This window comes from Streptomyces coerulescens (assembly GCF_042657965.1).
Taxonomy (GTDB): Bacteria; Actinomycetota; Actinomycetes; order Streptomycetales; family Streptomycetaceae; genus Streptomyces; species Streptomyces coerulescens.
In genome coordinates, this window is sequence record NZ_JBHSKM010000012.1 from 217,549 (window position 1) to 234,822 (window position 17,274).

Genomic DNA, 17,274 nt, shown 5'->3' on the forward strand with positions numbered 1-17,274 from the left:
ACTGTAGCCGCCCGTTCAGCCTTGGCGCAGACGCTTGTTGAGGGCCTCGAGGACCACCGGCGGCACCAGGTGGGACACATCGCCGCCCCACGTGGCGACCTCCTTCACCAGCGAGGAGGACAGGAAGCTGTAGGTGGGGTTGGTCGGCACGAACAGCGTCTCCACGCCGGACAGGCCGTTGTTCATCTGCGCCATCTGCAGCTCGTAGTCGAAGTCGCTGACCGCGCGCAGGCCCTTCACGATGGCCGGGATGTCGCGCTGCTTGCAGAAGTCGACGAGGAGGCCGTGGAAGGCCTCGATGCGGACGTTCTCGTACTCGGCCGTGACCTCGCGGATCAGATCGAGGCGTTCGTCGACCTCGAACAGGCCTTTCTTGGCCTTGTTGATCATGACTGCGACGTAGACCTCGTCGTACAGCCTGGAGGCGCGGGAAATGATGTCGAGGTGTCCGTTGGTGATCGGGTCGAACGACCCGGGACATACGGCGCGGCGCACTTGTGATCCCTCGCTCTCCGGTCCGGTCATCGTGCGTCTTCGCACGTAGAGGCGTTGTCGCCCATGGCGGCGCGACCGTACCAAAACGTTCCCTCGCCGTAGCGACGGGCCCGGAGCGCCTCGAATCCGTCCGGCCACCGGAATTCTCCGCCTCTGGTGCTGCGCTCCACGGTGACGAGGGCCTCCGGCGCTAGCCAGCCCCCCGAGCGGAGTGTGAGCAGAATCTCGCGAAGATCGTGATCTGTGACTCGGTACGGCGGGTCGAGGAAGACGATGTCGTACGGGTCGGTCGGCGCCGGGGTTTGGATGATCTGTTCTGCTTTGCCCGCGCGGACCTCGGCGCCGGGGAGGCCGAGGTTCTTGACGTTCTCGCGGACGACGCGGGCCGCTCTCGCGTCGGCCTCGACGAGGAGGGTGTGGCCGGCGCCGCGGGAGAGTGCCTCCAGGCCGACGGCGCCGGAACCGGCGTAGAGGTCGAGGACCCTCTCGCCCTCCAGGGGGCCGCCGAGCAGGGACTGCCAGGTGGAGAAGAGACCTTCGCGTGCGCGGTCGGAGGTGGGGCGGGTGCCATTCCCTGGCGGGACGGCCAGGCGACGTCCGCCGGCTGCGCCGGCGATCACGCGGGTCATCTTTGGTCCTTGGTCGTGGGCGGCTTTAGGTTCAGTGTGGCCGGTCGCGCAGTTCCCCGCGCCCCTGGGTTGGCATCCGTCACCCCTTTTCCAAGAACTGCTCCCTCTCGTCGTCCAAGAGGGCGTCCAGAGCCGTCCGCAATCCGGGAAGCCGCGTCAGCTCCGGGTCGGCGGCCACCAGCCTCGCCGCCTCCTCCCTCGCCTCCGCGATGATCTCCTCGTCCTCGATGACCGCCAGGACCCGCAGGCTGGACCTTGCCCCGGACTGGGCCTGGCCCAGGACGTCGCCCTCGCGGCGTTGTTCGAGGTCGATGCGGGAGAGTTCGAAGCCGTCGAGGGTGGCGGCGACGGCGTTCAGGCGCTGGCGGGCCGCGCTTGCCTCCGGCATCTCGGTGACCAGGAGGCACAGGCCGGCCGCCGAGCCACGGCCGACGCGGCCGCGCAGCTGGTGGAGCTGGGACACGCCGAAGCGGTCGGCGTCCATGATCACCATCGCGGTGGCATTGGGGACGTTCACGCCGACCTCGATGACCGTCGTGGCGACCAGCACGTCCGTCTCACCGGCGGCGAAGCGGCGCATGACGGCGTCCTTGTCGTCGGGGTGCATCCGGCCGTGCAGGACCTCGACCTTCAGCCCCTGGAGCGGCCCCTTGGCGAGCTGGTCCGCGACGTCGAGGACGGCGAGCGGCGGGCGCTTCTCGGCCTCGTCCTCGGGGGACTTCTTCTTGCCGGCCTTCTTCGGGTCGTCCTCCTCGTCCCCGATACGGGGGCAGACGACGTACGCCTGATGGCCGTTGCCGACCTCCTCACGCACCCGCTCCCAGGCGCGGGCCAGGAAGTGGGGCTTGTCCGCGGCCGGGACGACATGGCTGGCGATGGGTGAGCGGCCGGCCGGGAGCTGGTCGAGGACCGAGGTCTCCAGGTCGCCGAAGACGGTCATCGCGACCGTGCGTGGAATGGGCGTCGCCGTCATGACGAGCAGATGGGGCGGCTGCTTGCCCTTGCCGCGCAGGGCGTCGCGCTGCTCCACGCCGAACCGGTGCTGTTCGTCGACCACGACCAGGCCGAGGTCGTGGAACTGCACCTTGTCCTCGATCAGCGCATGCGTGCCGATGACGATCCCGGCCTCGCCGGTGACCAGATCGAGCAACGCCTGCCGGCGGGCGGCGGCTCCCATGGAACCGGTCAGCAGCACCACCTTGGTCGCCTGCTCGGCCCCGCCCAGCATCCCGCCCTCGGCCAGCTCGCCCATCATCTCGACGATGGAGCGGTGGTGCTGCTGGGCCAGCACTTCGGTGGGCGCGAGCATGGCGGCCTGTCCGCCCGCGTCGACGACGGCGAGCATGGCGCGCAGGGCCACCATGGTCTTCCCGGATCCGACCTCCCCTTGGAGCAGCCGGTGCATCGGGTGTTCGGTGGCCAGGTCGTCGAAGATCTCCTTGGAGACCTTTCGCTGGCCCTCCGTGAGGGTGAACGGGAGGCGGGCGTCGAAGGCGGTCAGAAGGCCGTCGGGGCCGGGGCGGCGGGCGACCGCGGGGAGTTGGGCGTCGGCGAGGCGGCGGCGGGCGAGGGCGACCTGGAGGACGAAGGCCTCGTCCCACTTGAGGCGGGAGCGGGCGTCGTCGATGTCGGCCTTGGTGTGCGGGCGGTGGATCTTGAGGAGGGCCTCGGGGAGGGTGACCAGGCCGCGGCCCTCGCGGAGGGTGTCGGGGAGCGGGTCGATCGCTTCCTGGGCGCTGGGCAGGACCGTCTGGATCGCCTTGCCGATCTTCCAGGACTCCAGCTTGGCGGTGGCGGGGTAGAGAGGGATGAGGGCGCCGGCCCAGGTCTCGACGGTTTCCTCCGAGTCGCCTCGCAGCAACTCGTACGCCGGGTGTGCCAGTTGCAGACGGCGGTTGAACACCGACACCTTGCCCGCGAACATCGCGCGGGTGCCCGGCAGCAGCTCCTTGTGGGGCTTGTGAACGCCGTTGCCGAAGAAGACCAGTTGGAGGCGCCCGCTGCCGTCGGTGATCGTGACTTCGAGGCGCTGGCCCTTGCCCCGGGGGGCCTTGCTGGAGGCGAAGGAGTGCAGGCGGGCGTCGGCGACCATGGCGACCACGGTGACGTGCTCGTCCATGGGAAGGTCGGCGAGGTGGGTGAGCTGGCCGCGCTCCTCGTATCTGCGGGGGTAGTGGTGGAGCAGGTCGCCGACGGTGTGCAGGCCGAGGTGCTCGGCCATCACCTTCGCGGTGGGAGGGCCGAGCACTTTCTTCAGTGGTTCTTCCAGTGCGGGCACGAGATCCATTCCACACCACGGCACTGACAAAGCCGTAGAGGCGGTTGCGCCCGTCCCGGTAAACGTCGCGGAAACCCCTGGTCAGACGGCTCGCTTCGGCCCTAGGATGACGCGCTCCGGCCATCCTTTCGCGGTCACCGCCTCACCGGGACCGCCCGACCCCGCGCCGTCCCGCACTCCCCCCAACGGCGCTGCGACGATGGACTCCCAGACCTCACAGTCATCCCAGGCCCCTCAGCCGTCCCAGTCACCTCATACGTTCCAGGTCGACCTGCGCGGTCTGGTGGACCTGCTCTCCCACCACCTCTACTCCAGTCCGAAGGTCTATCTGCGCGAGCTCCTGCAGAACGCCGTCGACGCCATCACCGCCAGACGCGCCGAGGAACCGGGCGCGCCCGCCGTGGTGCGGCTGTACGCCGAGTCGGGCGCCTTGCGGGTCGAGGACTCGGGGGTCGGGCTGACCGAGGCGGACGTGCACAACCTCCTCGCGACGATCGGGCGCAGCTCCAAGCGCGCGGAGGGGCTTCAGGAGGCCCGGTCCGACTTCCTGGGGCAGTTCGGCATCGGTCTGCTGGCCTGTTTCGTGGTCGCCGAGCGGATCCGGGTGGTCAGCCGCAGCGCCCGCACTGCGGACGCGCCGCCGGTGGAGTGGACGGCGGCGGACGACGGTTCGTACACCGTGCGGACCCTGCCGGACGACGCCAGGGCCGAACCCGGCACCACCGTGCACCTCGTGGCGCGGGCCGGCGCCGCCGAATGGCTGGCCGAGGAGCGGGTGCTGGCGCTGGCGCGGGACTTCGGCTCGCTGCTGCCGTACGACGTCCGGGTCGGCGGCGAGGCGGTCACCGACCTTCCGGCGCCCTGGGACCGGACGTACCCCTCCCCCGCCAACCGCCGGGTGGCGCTCGCCCGGCACTGTCAGGACCTTTTCGGCTTCACACCGCTGGACTCGGTCGAGCTGAACGTGCCGCTCGCCGGGATCCGCGGGGTGGCGTACGTCCTGCCGGCGGCGGTCAGCCCGGCCCAGCGGGCGGGTCATCGCGTCCACCTCAAGGGGATGCTGCTGACGGAGCGGGGCGAACAGCTGCTGCCCGACTGGGCGTTCTTCGTGCGGTGTGTGCTCGACACGGACAGCCTGAGGCCCACGGCGTCGCGCGAGGCGCTGTACGAGGATGAGACGCTGGCCGCCGTACGGGAGGCGCTGGGGGAAAGGATTCGGTCCTGGCTGACGGGGCTCGCGGCCGGTGATCCGGAGCGGCTGGCGGCGTTCCTGTCCGTGCACCACCTGGGCGTGAAGTCCCTCGCGCGGCACGACAAGGAGATGCTGCGCACGATGCTGCCGTGGCTGCCGTTCGAGACGTCGGACGGGCGGCTGTCCCTGGAGGAGTTCGCGCAGCGGCACGCGGTGGTGCACTTCACGCGGACCGTCGAGGAGTACCGGCAGGTCGCGCCGATCGCCTCCGCACAGGGCGTCGGCGTGATCAACGGCGGTTACACGTATGACAGCGAGCTGATCGAGGCGCTGCCGTCGGTGCGGCCGGGGACGGTCGTCGCCGAGCTGGACGCGGACACGGTGACCGCCCATCTGGACGCGGTCGACCCGGCCGTGGAGCTGGCCCTGTCGGGCTTCCTGGCGGCCGCGCGGGCGAAGCTGGACCCGCTGGGCTGTGACGTCGTCCTGCGCGCCTTCCATCCGCTGTCGGTGCCCGCGCTGCACTTGGACGACCGGGCCGCCCGGCACGAGCAGGCGCGGGCCGAGGCTCAGGAGCAGGCCGACGACCTGTGGGCGGGCATCCTCGGCTCGCTGCGCGGCAGCGCCCCACGCGCGCGTCTCGTGCTGAACCATCTCAACCCGCTGATCCGGCGGATCGGTTCGCTGGGTGATCCGGAGCTGATCGGCACCGCCACGGAGTCCCTGTACGGACAGGCGCTGCTGATGGCGCAGCGCCCGCTCAGGCCCGCGGACTCGGCGCTGCTGAACCGGGCCTTCATCGGTCTGCTGGAGTGGGCCACGAACGGCGAGGGAGGCCGCTGATGAGCGAGATCACCGACTTCGACTCGTTGCGCCGGGCCATGGCGGAGAACGGCGAGGAGCCGGAGGGTCCCGCCCGCAACGCGCGCGCGGAGCAGCTGCTGGCCGAGGCGGAGAAGCTGAACATCCCGCTGGCCGTGATCGAGGCGCTCGGGCATCAGCTGAAGGTCTACAACTACAGCTCCGAGAAGGGGAAGATGTTCGTCCCCTTCGCGCGTCTGCTGCGCATGTGGGACGAGCGGCCCGAGGACTTCGACGAGTACGAGACGCACGCGCTGCACTGGGTCTTCAAGTGGATGTCGTCCGGCATGCTCGACCAGCCGCACGTCCCGCTGGCCTCGATCGAGAAGTGGCTCGGCGAGATGGAGCACCGCTACCGGCTCGCGGGGCACTCCGAACGGGCGGTGCGTGGCGCGGAGTTCAGCGTGGCCGCGCATGTCGGCGACGTGGCGCGGGCGGAGCGGGCGTACGGCGCCTGGCTCGCCGCCGACCGGGACGCCATGGCCGACTGCCACGCGTGCGAGCTGCACGGGCAGGGGTGGTGGCAGGCCGAGCGGGGGCGGGACGCCGAGGCGATCCGGCTGTGGGGTCCGGTGCTGGAGGGCGAGTTCACCTGCGCCCACGAGCCGCACACGGTCCTCGCGTCGTCCCTGACGCCGCTGCTGCGCCTCGGCCGCGTGGACGAGGCCCGCGCCCACCATCTGCGGGGCTTCCGGCTGGTGCGGGCCATGGAGAGCATGCGCGGGGCGTACGCGGACCATGTGGAGTTCTGCGTGCTGACCGGCAACGAGGCGCGCGGTCTGGAGCTGCTCGCGGAGCGGCCGGCGTACTTCACGGACGACGGGCATCCGCGCAGCAAGCTGGAGTTCATGACGGTGGTGGCGCTGCTGATGGACCGCCTGGGCGCGCTGGGGCTGGGCGAGCGGCAGGTGCCCGGTCCGGCGGGCCGCACCTGGACCGCCGGTGAACTCGCCGCCCACGCGCGCGAGGAGGCGCTCGCCCTGGCCGCCCGGTTCGACGAGCGCAACGGCACGGCCCACATGAGCGAGCGGGCCCGCGCGCGCATGGCACAGGAACCCCTGGTGGAGCGACTGCCGCTCGGAGTGCGTACGACGGCCCGGCCGACGCCGGTCGTGCCCGCGCCGGCCGCGGCCGGGTCCCCCGAGGACACCCGGCCCGACCTGCCGGCGCTGATCGCCGAGGCACGGCGGCTGTCGGACACCCTTCAGCCCAACGCCGTCGAGGCATGGGCGGCCGTCGCACGGGCCGCCGAGGGCGTCGAGCTGGACGCCCGCGACCGCGCGGAGATCGCCGACCACCGGGCGATGGACCTGGGCCCGGAGGGCATCGCCCTGTTCGAGGAGGCCGCCGGGCTGTACGCGGAGGCGGGCGACCCCGGGGAGGCGCTGGCGGCACGCGCGCGTGGGGCGTACGTACGGGCCCTGACGGGCGAGGTGTCCGAGGCCCTGACGACGATCGCCGGCCTGTACGACCGGGCGCTCGCGCTGTACGCCGACGACGGCACGGGCGTACGGCAGACGGCGGCCGTGCTGATGAGCCGGGCGCGGATCCTGATGCGGCGGGTGCACGAGGCGGAGGGCGCGGTGCCGCAGGGCCTGTCGGCCGACGCCGAGACCGCCGCCCGAGAGGTACTCGCGCTCGTCGACGGGCAGTCCGTGGGCGACGTACGGCTGGCCTCGCGGATCGCGGAGGCGCAGGCCATGCTCGCGGAGCTGGCGGCCCTCGCGGGGGACGTGGAGGGGGCGGCGGAGCTGTTCGCGCGGGCCTCGGCGGCGTTCGTCGGCGCGGGGCTGCCGTGGTTCGCGGTGGAGTACGAGGCCCGGCTGGCCGGGCTCGCGCACCATCTCGGCGACACCGCGGAGGCCGAGCGGGCGCTGCGGGCGGCCCTGGAGCACGGCGGGCCGCATCTGGAGGCCACGGGCCGGGCCCAGCTGCACCTTCAGCTGGCCGAGGTGCTCGGTGGCCGGGGGCTGTGCGAGGAGGCCGCGGAACACGCCCTGGAGGCGGCGCACTGGGCCGACGAGGCGGGCGAGAGCCGCACGCTGGGCGCCTGGGCGCGGCATCAGCTGGGCGGGTTCCTGCTGCGGCAGGGACGATTCGCCGAAGCCGCCGAGGTGCTGGAGTCGGCGCTGCCGGACCTGTCCGCCGAGACGCACGGCGACGGGGCCGTCGTCCAGACGCAGTGGTGGCTGGGCGACTGTCTGAGCGAGCTGGGCGAGCACCGGGCGGCGGCCGAACGCCGCTTGCAGGCCGCCGAGATCGCCCGGCACTGGCCCGAGCAGCACGACCACGCCACGCTGGCCCATCTCGCCGCCGAGTCCCTCGGCCACGCCGGGCTGCACGCCGATGCCGATCAGGCGTACGCGCGCGCGGGCGCGCTGTGGCGCTCCGTCGGCAACGTCCACGGCCTCGTCCGGTCGCTGCGGGCACGCGCGTGGCTGGCGCTGCGCGAGGACGACAGGGAGAACGACGACGGGGAGAACACCGCGTCCGAGCTGATGGCGAGCGCCGTGGAGGAGTGCCGGGCGGCGCTGGAGGCGGTCGACGACGAGGAGGCGCGCGAGCGGCTCGTCGCCGAACTCGGCCACACCCACCGCCAGTTCAGCGACCTGCTGGCGCGTTCTGCGGCGGAGGACGCCGAGGACGAGTCGATCCAGGGTGCGCTGGAGGAGGCCCTGTCCCAGGTGACGCGGGCCGTCGAGGTCTTCGCCACGCTCGGCGCCGACGCCCTGCACAGCCGTACCGGCGCCGAGCTCGCAGCGGGCTGGCTGGCGGCCGACCTGAGCCGCCCGGCCGAGGCGGCGGCACGCGCGCGTGCGGTGCTGCGGGCGTACGACGGTGCCGGTGAGGACGACGAGACGGTGCGGGAGCGGCGGGCCGAGGCGGAGCAGATGCTCCAAGTGGTGGCGGAGCAGGAGACGCCGTAAGACGCTCACTCCACGCCGATGAGGAGCACGGCCCCCTGCCGGCCGCCCCGGTACACCACCGTGTCGACGGCGAGGTAGGACTCACGCACGCGTGCTTCGAGGTGCTCGGCGATCGTCTCGGGCGCCTCGTCGCCGAGGACGAGGGTGACGAGTTCGCCGCCCGCGGAGAGCATGCGGTCCAGGACGCCCTCGGCGGTGGCGGTGACGTCCGTGCCGATCACGGCGACGTCGCCGTCGATGAGGCCGAGGACGTCTCCGGCCTGGCAGATGCCGGCCATGGTCCAGGACTGGCGTTCGGCGACGGCGACCTCGGCGTAGCGGGTCGCGCCGGCCGCCGAGGTCATCGACACGACGTCCTCGTCGAAGCGGCGGTCCGGTTCGTGCACGGCGAGCGCCGCGATGCCCTGGACCGCGGAGCGGGTGGGGATCAGTGCCACGCGGATGCCCTCCGTGCGGGCCTGCTCGGCCGCGGCGGCCGCGGTGTGCCGCAGTTCGGCGTCGTTGGGCAGCAGCACGACCTCGCGCGCGTGGGCCCGCCGCAGGGCCTCGACCAGCTCCCCGCTGGCGGGTGGCTCCCCGGGGCGGGCGAGGACGGTGGTCGCGCCGGCCTCCCCGTACAGCCCGGCCAGGCCCTCGCCGGGCACGACGGCGACGACGGCCCGCTGGACCCGCTCCCGGGGCAGCCGCTCACCGGTGGTGTGTGCGTCCCCGGCCCCGAAGTGGGTGATCCGGATCCGGTACGGCCGCCCGGCCTCGACGCCGGCTTCCACGGCGGCCCCGGCGTCGTCGACGTGCACATGGACGTTCCACAGTCCGTCGCCGCCGACGATCACGAGCGAGTCCCCGAGGCCGTCCAGTCGCTCCCGCAGCCGCGCCACGGCCGCGTCCTCGGCCTCCAGGAGGTAGATCACCTCGAAGGCGGGGCCGCCCGCGGCCGGGTCGTCCCCGCACTCCTCGACCTCGGTCGCCACGCGGGGCTCCACGCGCGCGTACGTCCCGGGGACCGGTGACACCGCCTCCCCCGTGAACGTCTCCACCAGCGCGCCCAGCACCGCCAGCAGCCCCCGTCCCCCGGCGTCGACCACTCCCGCGCGCTCCAGGACCGCGAGCTGTCCGGGCGTCGCTGCCAGCGCCGTACGCGCCCCTTCGTAGGCGGCCCGCGCGACCGCGCCGCAGTCGTCGCCGGCGTGATGGGCCGCGTCGGCGGCGGCCGAGGCGACCGTGAGGACGGTGCCCTCGACGGGGTGGGCCACGGCCTGGCGGGCGGAGTCGGCGGCCTGTCGCAGGGCGAGGCCCAGACCCGAGCCGTCGGTGTGAGGCGACTCACCGTCGGCGAGCACCTGGGCCATGCCGCGCAGGAGCTGCGCGAGGATCGTCCCGGAGTTCCCGCGGGCGCCTATGAGGGCGCCGTGCGCCATGGCGCGGGCGGCGTCCGCGAGAGTGGGTTTGCCCACGTCGTAGGCGGTGAACACGGCCTCCACCGCGGCGACCGCCGACTCCACGGTCAGGTAGAGGTTCGTCCCGGTGTCCCCGTCGGCCACGGGATAGACGTTGATCGCGTCGATCTCCTCACGGGCGCGACCGAGCGACTCCAACGCGAGGCCGCACCAGGTGCGCACCGCGAGAGCATCGAAGAATGTCTGCGGCACCTGCGCCACCTGCGCCTCCTTGAGCGGCCGAACGTGGCACGCAGCGTAGACCCAGGGCCGGTGGGCGCCGGAAGAGGGCCGGGAGCGGGCCCCTGAGCAGCCATGGTAGTTTCGTTCCACTGGCGCAGTCGTTGTATGCTGCTCCGGTTGCCCGATCCACATCGGGCCATTCCCCTGGCAACGCCACTCAGATCTCTGATCCTTGATCTTGATCCCGGCCTGCCGGGATCATCCGTAAGTGCATCTGAAGTCTTTGGAGTGACCCGTGGCTGCCAACTGCGACGTCTGCGGCAAGGGGCCGGGCTTCGGCAACAACATCTCGCACTCGCACCGCCGTACGTCCCGCCGCTGGAACCCGAACATCCAGCGCGTCCGTACCGTGGTCGGCGGGACGCCGAAGCGCGTGAACGCCTGCACCTCGTGCATCAAGGCCGGCAAGGTCTCGCGCTGACGCCCACAGCTGAGCGCGCGGCCACTGCTGGTTCGCTGCACTGAGCCGGTCCACCTCGGGTGGACCGGCTCTTTGCTGTGCCCAGCTGCCGCGCCCGGCGACCGTGCCCGGCAGCCGCCCGCGAGGCCTACGCGCCGTCGCGGAACCGCCACCCGTGATCCACGGGCCCGATGCCCCCGCCCAGTGCGAACCCGGCCTCGATCGCCCCGGTCACGTACTCCTTCGCCGCCGTCACGGCCTCCGGTACGGCGAGCCCCTTCGCGAGCCCCGAGGCGATCGCCGAGGCGAGCGTGCAGCCCGTCCCGTGCGTGTGCCGGTTGTCGTGCCGGGGTGCCCGCAGCCAGTGCTCCGCGGAACCGTCCGTGAGCAGATCCACGGCGTCGCCGGTCAGATGACCGCCCTTGATCAGCACCCAGCGCGGACCGTACGCCAGCACGGCCGCCGCGGCCTCCCGCAGCTGCTCCTCGGAGTCCACATGCACGCCGGTCAGTTGCGCCACCTCGTCGAGGTTCGGCGTCGCCACGGTCGCCACGGGCAGCAGCTTCGTGCGCACCGATGCGAGCGCGGAGGCCGCCAGCAGTGAGTCGCCGTGCTTGGAGACGCCGACCGGGTCGACCACGGCGGGCGCGTCGGTGCCGCCGATCAACTCGGCCACCGCCTCGACCAGTTCGGCCGACGCGAGCATGCCCGTCTTGACCGCCTGGACGCCGATGTCGTCGACGACGCTGCGGTACTGCGCCCGCACCGCCTCCACCGGCAGCTCCCAGGCACCCTGCACACCGAGGGAGTTCTGCGCGGTGACCGCGGTGATCACGCTCATGCCGTGCACGCCGAGCGCGAGCATGGTCTTGAGGTCGGCCTGGATGCCCGCTCCCCCACCGGAGTCGGAGCCGGCCACCGTCAGAACGTTGGGGATCATGACTCGATGTCCCCGCCGAAGTGGTCCCAGCCGCCCTTCCTGGTCCACGGCGCCCCGTCCACCGTGACCTGGGGCAGCGCCGAGGGGTTGAGGACCTCGCCGATGACCTTCCAGCGGGCCGGCAGCTTCACGTCCGGCGGGAAGGTCGCCACGATCGCGTGGTCCTCTCCCCCGGTCAGCACCCACTGCATGGGGTCGACGCCGACCGCCTGGCCGATGTCGTTCATCTGGGTCGGGATGTCGATCGCACCAGAGCGGATGTCGATACGGACCTTGCTGGCCTCGGCGATGTGCCCGAGGTCGGCGATCAGCCCGTCGCTCACGTCGCACATCGCGGTCGCGCCGAGCCCCGCAGCGGCCGGACCCGCGTGATACGGCGGCTCGGGGCGCCGGTGCGCCTCCACGAAGGCGCGCGGCGAGCGGAAACCACGGGAGAGCACGGCGTATCCGGCCGCGGACCAGCCCAGCCAGCCGGTCACGGCGACCATGTCGCCGGGCTGCGCGCCGGCCCGCGTAACGGGTTCCTGGTTGCGCAGATCGCCGAGTGCGGTGATCGACACCATGATCGTGTCGCCCCGTACGACGTCGCCGCCGACCACCGAGGCACCGGCGACCTGGCACTCGTCGCGGATGCCGTCCATCAGCTCGCTCGGCCAGGTGACCGGGAGTTCGGCCGGCACGACCAGGCCCAGCAGCAGCGCGGTCGGCACGGCGCCCATGGCGGCGATGTCCGCGAGGTTCTGCGCGGCGGCCTTGCGGCCGACGTCGTAGGCCGTGGACCAGTCGCGGCGGAAGTGCCGTCCCTCCAGCAGGATGTCCGTGCTGGCGACCACCCTGCGGTCGGGCGCGGCCACCACCGCGGCGTCGTCGCCCGGGCCGACCCGGACCGCCGGGGTGGTGGTGAGACGGGAGGTGAGCTCCCTGATGAGCCCGAACTCCCCGAGCTCACCAACAGTGCCCTTCATTGCCCTTACGCCCCTTCTGTCCCAGTCCGCACCCGGTCACGGGTCCCTGCGGTGCTCGCTACGGTCGAGATGTACGTCAACTTCGGTCGTCCCCGCACCACGGCGCGGGGGCCCTGGCCATCGAGGGTCTCCCCGTGACGAGCGGCAACGCGATACCGTGGCGTTCCTTTTCCCCACATGATCCTCGTGGCCGCCCTGGAGGTTCCGTGGTACAGGCGTACATCCTGATCCAGACGGAGGTCGGCAAGGCGTCGACCGTCGCCGAGACGATCAGCAAGATCCCTGGCGTCATCCAGGCCGAGGACGTCACGGGACCGTACGACGTCATCGTGCGCGCCCAGGCCGACACGGTCGACGAACTGGGTCGCATGGTGGTCGCGAAGGTCCAGGGGGTGGACGGCATCACCCGCACCCTGACCTGCCCGGTCGTGCATCTGTAGCCCCCGTCTACCCTTGGCCGGTGAACTCTTTCCGTCACCGGCACATTTCTGTCCTCGGGCTGCCCGCGCTCGTCCTGCTGATCACCGCGGCGGGCTGCTCCTCCGCAGACGACAGCAGGTCGGCCGCGGTTCCCAGTCCCGACGCGACCGTGGCCGGGCTGTGCCGGAATCTGGACAAGGTACTGCCGGCCAAGGTGGACGGAGAGCGCCGTGAGGACCCCTCGCCCGCTTCCGCACTGACGGCGGGCTGGGGGGACTCGGCGATCATACTGCGGTGCGGTGTCACGCGACCGCCGAAGATGATCGACCCGGACGTGGCCAACGGGCACGACGCCGACGCCGTTCCGGGCGGGGTCGAGGGCGTCGACTGGCTGATGGAGAAGCAGGACGCGGGCGCGTTCCGCTTCACCACCGCCAATCGGGACGCATATGTCGAGGTGACGGTGGTGTCCGGGGAGGACACCTCGGGTGTGCTGATCGACCTGGCTCCGGCGATCAAGAAGGCGATTCCGGAGCGCAGGACCATCTGAGCACCGCGGGGTTCAGCGCAGCCCGGTCGACCGCCGCAGCGCCGCCTCGATCAGCCGGTCCACCAGGTCCGCGTAGCCGATCCCACTGGCTTGCCACATCTGCGGGTACATCGAGATCGGCGTGAAACCGGGCATCGTGTTGATCTCGTTGATCACGAACTCCCCGTCCTCGGTGAGGAAGAAGTCCGCGCGCACCAGGCCCTCGCAGGACGCGGCGTCGAAGGCGTCCACGGCCAGCCGCTGCACCTCGGCCGTCTCCTCGGGCGTCAGCGGCGCCGGGACGATGCCGGGCGTGGAGTCGATGTACTTGGCCTCGAAGTCGTAGTACGCGTGCGCGTCAGGGGGCGGGATCTCCGCCGGTACGGAGGCACGCGGGCCGTCCTCGAACTCCAGCACCCCGCACTCGATCTCCCGGCCGCGCAGGGCCGCCTCGACGAGGATCTTCGGGTCGTGCCGCTGCGCCTCGGCGATCGCGTCGTCCAGGCCGGACAGGTCCTCGACCTTGGTGATGCCGATGGACGAACCCGCGCGCGCGGGCTTCACGAAGAGCGGCCAGCCGTGGTCGCCGGCCAGGTCGATGATCTTCTTGCGGGCGGCGGACTCGTCCTGCTGCCACTCGCGCGGCCGGATCACCACGTACGGGCCCACCTTGAGCCCGAAGGAGGTGAACACCCGCTTCATGTACTCCTTGTCCTGGCCGACGGCCGAGGCGAGCACGCCCGCGCCGACGTACGGCACCCCGGAGAGCTCCAGCAGGCCCTGGAGGGTGCCGTCCTCGCCGTAAGGCCCGTGCAGCACCGGGAAGACCACGTCGATCTCGCCGAGGGCCTTGGGCACCGATCCGGGCTCGGTGTAGACGACTTCGCGGTTCGCGGGGTCGACGGGGAGCACCACGCCGCCCTCGCCGGACTCGGCCAGCTGCTCGACGTTGGGCGTACGGCGCTCGGTGATCGCCATGCGTTCCGGTTCGTCGGCGGTGAGCACCCACCGGCCACTCTGCGTGATGCCGATCGGCAGGACGTCGTACTTGGTCCGGTCGATCGCGCGCAGCACGGCGCCGGCGGTGACCATGGAGATCCCGTGTTCGGAGCTGCGTCCGCCGAACACGACGGCCACGCGCGGCTTGCGCTGCGACCGGTCTGGGCTCTGGGGGAGGTTCTCGGTGCTCATATCGCGTTGAGAGTACCCGCCCGTAGGGTCCGAGTCAGCGTCCGGAGGGTGGCGTTCCCCCGGCGTCGCTCAACGTCGCTCCGGCTTGGCGCTGCGCGACATCAGCTCCTTGAGGGCGACGACCGGCGGCTTGCCCTCGTGCACGATGCCGACGACCGTCTCCGTGATCGGCATGTCGACGCCGTGCCGGCGGGCCAGATCTGCCACCGACTCGCAGGACTTGACGCCCTCGGCGGTCTGCTTGGTGACCGCGATGGTCTCCTGGAGGGTCATGCCCTTGCCGAGGTTGGTGCCGAAGGTGTGGTTGCGCGACAGCGGCGAGGAGCAGGTCGCCACCAGGTCGCCGAGGCCGGCGAGTCCGGAGAACGTCAGCGGGTCGGCGCCCAGGGCGACCCCGAGCCGGGTCGTCTCGGCCAGGCCGCGGGTGATGAGCGAGCCCTTGGCGTTGTCGCCGAGGCCCATGCCGTCCGCGATGCCGACGGCGAGGCCGATGACGTTCTTCACGGCTCCGCCCAGTTCGCAACCCACCACGTCCGTATTGGTGTACGGGCGGAAGTACGGCGTGTGGCTGGCGGCCTGGAGGCGCTGGGCGACGGACTCGTCGGTGCAGGCCACCACGGCCGCGGCGGGCATGCGGGAAGCGATCTCGCGGGCCAGGTTGGGGCCGGTGACCACGGCGATGCGGTCCTGGCCGACCTTGGCGACGTCCTCGATGACCTCGCTCATCCGCATGGTGGTGCCGAGTTCGACGCCCTTCATCAGCGACACCAGGACCGTGCCCGGCGCCAGCATCGGCGTCCACTCGGCGAGGTTGGCACGCAGTGTCTGGGAGGGGACGGACAGCACCGTGAAGTCGGCGCCGGCCATGGCCTCGGCGGGGTCGGTGGTGGCCCGCATGCCCTGCGGGAGCTCTACGCCGGGGAAGTAGTCGGGGTTCGTACGGGTCGAGTTGATGGCGTCGGCGACCTCGGGGCGGCGCGCCCACAGAGTGACCTCGCAGCCGGCGTCGGCCAGCACGATGCCGAAGGCCGTGCCCCACGAACCGGCACTCAGGACTGCCGCCTTGACGGGCTTGCTCACGTGCCCTGCCCCTCTTCCTGCTCGGCGTTCGCCTGCCGGTTGTTCTGCGCGGCGGTCCTGCGGCGCTGCTCGATGCGCTCCTGGCGCGGGTCGTACGTCGTCTCGGGCGCCTTCTCGCCGCGGATCTCCTCCAGCTGGCGGGTGATGGCGGCCATGATGACCTCGGTCGCCTCCTTGAGGAGGTCCGGGGTCATCTCCTTGTCGTAGAAGCCCGTCAGGTCCACGGGCGGGCCCGCGAGAACCTGGTGGGTCTTGCGCGGCAGGAGGTTGAGTTTCTTGGCGTAGGGCGGCAGCAGTTCGTTGGCGCCCCACTGCGCGACCGGAATCACCGGGCACTTGGTCTGCAGGGCCACGCGCGCGGCGCCGGTCTTGCCGGTCATGGGCCACTGGTCCGGGTCGCGGGTGATGGTGCCCTCCGGATAGAAGGCGACGCATTCGCCGCGCTCCACGGCCTCGATCGCGGCCCGGAAGGCGCTCAGCGCGTCCGTGGTCTCCCGGTAGACGGGGATCTGACCGGTGCCGCGCATCGCGGCGCCGACGAATCCCTTCTTGAAAAGCCCGCTCTTCGCCAGGAATCGCGGAACCCGGCCGGTGTTGTACTGAAAGTGCGCGTACGCGAAGGGATCGATGTGCGAATTGTGGTTCACCGCGGTGATAAATCCGCCCTCGGCCGGAATGTGCTCCATTCCACGCCAGTCCCGCTTGATCAGAACCACCAGCGGCGGTTTGCAGAGCACCGCGGCGAAGCGGTACCAGAAGCCGATTCTGCGGCGGGGCACGCGTGCACCTTCCTCTAGGGAGCAAACGACGTCGGGCCTGGGGGCCGCACAAGTGTCGCCCCAGGCCGCCGGTCTGTCGAGAACACCGTACGCCCGCCCGTCTCCCACCCCCACCCTTGTACGAGCTTCGCACCCCTCCCCGGCCGCAACCACCAGATGGCCCTGGTGACGGCTGAGTGACAATGACCGCGACTAGAGAGGGACGGAACACCGGTGCAGTGGACCTTGGTCGTACCCCTGAAGCCCTTGGCTCGGGCGAAGAGCAGGCTTTCGGACACCGCGGCGGACGCACTGCGTCCGGGCCTGGCGCTCGCGTTCGCGCTGGACACCGTGGCCGCGGCGCTGGCCTGCCCGGCGGTGAAGGATGTGGCCGTCGTCACGGACGACGCCCTGGCCGGGCGCGAGCTGGGCGCACTTGGCGCGCACATCGTCCCCGACGAGCCCGGCGGCGGCCTGAACGCCGCACTGGCGCACGCGGCGGCGGTCGTACGCATGTCCCGACCCGAAACCCCGGTCGCCGCCCTCAACGCCGATCTTCCGGCGCTGCGCCCGCTGGAATTGGCCCGGGTACTGGACGCGGCGACGGAATTCCCGCGCGCTTTTCTCGCCGACGCGGCGGAGATCGGCACGACTCTGCTGGCCGCGTCCCCCGGATATGAATTGGCGCCCGCATTCGGCGAGGATTCCCGGTCCCGGCACCGCGCTTCGGGCGCGAGGGAACTCGATCTCGAAGACGTCGACTCCGTACGCCAGGACGTGGACACCGGAGCTGATCTACGAGCGGCGCTTGCCTTGGGCGTGGGCCCGCGGACGGCGACGGCGGCGGCACACCTGCCGCGTCCCGAAGGGGCGCGGGGAACTGCGCGACCAGCCCCCACCAGGCCGCACCCGAACCCCAACCCGTCATAG

15 protein-coding genes are annotated in these 17,274 nt (G+C 71.8%); 6 read left to right on the plus strand and 9 right to left on the minus strand.

Features of this window, described 5'->3' with window-relative positions; genetic code table 11:
• Nucleotides 1-15: 15 nt before the first annotated feature.
• The 3 genes from coaD to recG all read right to left on the minus strand — a co-directional run bounded on the left by coaD (nt 16) and on the right by recG (nt 3,411).
• The gene (gene coaD / locus ACFPQ9_RS20475) at nt 16-495 is read right to left on the minus strand and encodes a pantetheine-phosphate adenylyltransferase (RefSeq protein WP_380855315.1); all 480 of its coding nucleotides are present in this window, start codon (nt 493-495) and stop codon (nt 16-18) included.
• Between the two features lie 26 nt (nt 496-521).
• Nucleotides 522-1,124 carry a 16S rRNA (guanine(966)-N(2))-methyltransferase RsmD gene (gene rsmD, locus ACFPQ9_RS20480; RefSeq protein ID WP_380854826.1) on the minus strand — a complete coding sequence of 201 codons (603 nt, stop codon included), beginning with the start codon at nt 1,122-1,124 and terminating at the stop codon, nt 522-524.
• A gap of 79 nt (nt 1,125-1,203) precedes the next feature.
• On the minus strand, nt 1,204-3,411 hold the full coding sequence (gene recG / locus ACFPQ9_RS20485) for an ATP-dependent DNA helicase RecG (RefSeq protein ID WP_380854828.1): 2,208 nt from the start codon (nt 3,409-3,411) through the stop codon (nt 1,204-1,206).
• 190 nt (nt 3,412-3,601) lie between these two features.
• Here recG and ACFPQ9_RS20490 point away from each other — a divergent pair, with 190 nt between their 5' ends.
• Nucleotides 3,602-5,437: an HSP90 family protein gene (locus ACFPQ9_RS20490; protein WP_380854830.1), complete on the plus strand. Its 1,836-nt coding sequence runs from the start codon at nt 3,602-3,604 to the stop codon at nt 5,435-5,437.
• Nucleotides 5,437-8,382 (plus strand): tetratricopeptide repeat protein, encoded by a 2,946-nt coding sequence (locus tag ACFPQ9_RS20495; RefSeq protein WP_380854832.1) that lies wholly within the window; start codon nt 5,437-5,439, stop codon nt 8,380-8,382. Before ACFPQ9_RS20490 ends, ACFPQ9_RS20495 begins: the two co-directional genes overlap by 1 nt.
• Before the next feature lie 5 nt (nt 8,383-8,387).
• Here ACFPQ9_RS20495 and ACFPQ9_RS20500 read toward each other — a convergent pair whose 3' ends face one another.
• Nucleotides 8,388-10,040 carry a DAK2 domain-containing protein gene (locus ACFPQ9_RS20500; RefSeq protein ID WP_380854834.1) on the minus strand — a complete coding sequence of 551 codons (1,653 nt, stop codon included), beginning with the start codon at nt 10,038-10,040 and terminating at the stop codon, nt 8,388-8,390.
• A gap of 256 nt (nt 10,041-10,296) precedes the next feature.
• Here ACFPQ9_RS20500 and rpmB point away from each other — a divergent pair, with 256 nt between their 5' ends.
• The gene (gene rpmB / locus ACFPQ9_RS20505; protein WP_003993230.1) at nt 10,297-10,482 is read left to right on the plus strand and encodes a 50S ribosomal protein L28; all 186 of its coding nucleotides are present in this window, start codon (nt 10,297-10,299) and stop codon (nt 10,480-10,482) included.
• 127 nt (nt 10,483-10,609) lie between these two features.
• On the opposite strand, the gene thiD is transcribed toward rpmB, so the two are convergent.
• Both thiD and ACFPQ9_RS20515 read right to left on the minus strand, forming a co-directional pair.
• Nucleotides 10,610-11,401: a bifunctional hydroxymethylpyrimidine kinase/phosphomethylpyrimidine kinase gene (thiD, locus tag ACFPQ9_RS20510; protein WP_380854837.1), complete on the minus strand. Its 792-nt coding sequence runs from the start codon at nt 11,399-11,401 to the stop codon at nt 10,610-10,612.
• Nucleotides 11,398-12,366: a thiamine-phosphate kinase gene (locus tag ACFPQ9_RS20515; RefSeq protein ID WP_380854839.1), complete on the minus strand. Its 969-nt coding sequence runs from the start codon at nt 12,364-12,366 to the stop codon at nt 11,398-11,400. The genes thiD and ACFPQ9_RS20515 overlap by 4 nt, the downstream gene beginning before the upstream one ends.
• Before the next feature lie 206 nt (nt 12,367-12,572).
• Between ACFPQ9_RS20515 and ACFPQ9_RS20520 the strand changes: the two genes are divergently transcribed.
• Nucleotides 12,573-12,806 (plus strand): Lrp/AsnC family transcriptional regulator, encoded by a 234-nt coding sequence (locus tag ACFPQ9_RS20520; RefSeq protein ID WP_380854841.1) that lies wholly within the window; start codon nt 12,573-12,575, stop codon nt 12,804-12,806.
• A 20-nt stretch (nt 12,807-12,826) separates the two neighbouring features.
• Nucleotides 12,827-13,336: a DUF3515 domain-containing protein gene (locus tag ACFPQ9_RS20525; RefSeq protein WP_380854843.1), complete on the plus strand. Its 510-nt coding sequence runs from the start codon at nt 12,827-12,829 to the stop codon at nt 13,334-13,336.
• 12 nt (nt 13,337-13,348) lie between these two features.
• Here the strand turns inward: ACFPQ9_RS20525 and ACFPQ9_RS20530 are convergent, their stop codons facing one another.
• From ACFPQ9_RS20530 to ACFPQ9_RS20540, 3 genes are all read right to left on the minus strand, one after another.
• The gene (locus ACFPQ9_RS20530) at nt 13,349-14,506 is read right to left on the minus strand and encodes a D-alanine--D-alanine ligase family protein (protein ID WP_380854845.1); all 1,158 of its coding nucleotides are present in this window, start codon (nt 14,504-14,506) and stop codon (nt 13,349-13,351) included.
• A 69-nt stretch (nt 14,507-14,575) separates the two neighbouring features.
• Nucleotides 14,576-15,586, minus strand: coding sequence for an NAD(P)H-dependent glycerol-3-phosphate dehydrogenase (locus tag ACFPQ9_RS20535; protein WP_380854847.1), 1,011 nt, complete (start codon nt 15,584-15,586; stop codon nt 14,576-14,578).
• Nucleotides 15,583-16,365: a lysophospholipid acyltransferase family protein gene (locus ACFPQ9_RS20540; RefSeq protein ID WP_380854849.1), complete on the minus strand. Its 783-nt coding sequence runs from the start codon at nt 16,363-16,365 to the stop codon at nt 15,583-15,585. The genes ACFPQ9_RS20535 and ACFPQ9_RS20540 overlap by 4 nt, the downstream gene beginning before the upstream one ends.
• A gap of 213 nt (nt 16,366-16,578) precedes the next feature.
• On the opposite strand from ACFPQ9_RS20540, the gene cofC reads away from it, so the two are divergent.
• Entirely contained in the window at nt 16,579-17,274 is a 696-nt protein-coding gene (gene cofC / locus ACFPQ9_RS20545; protein WP_380854851.1) for a 2-phospho-L-lactate guanylyltransferase, read from the plus strand.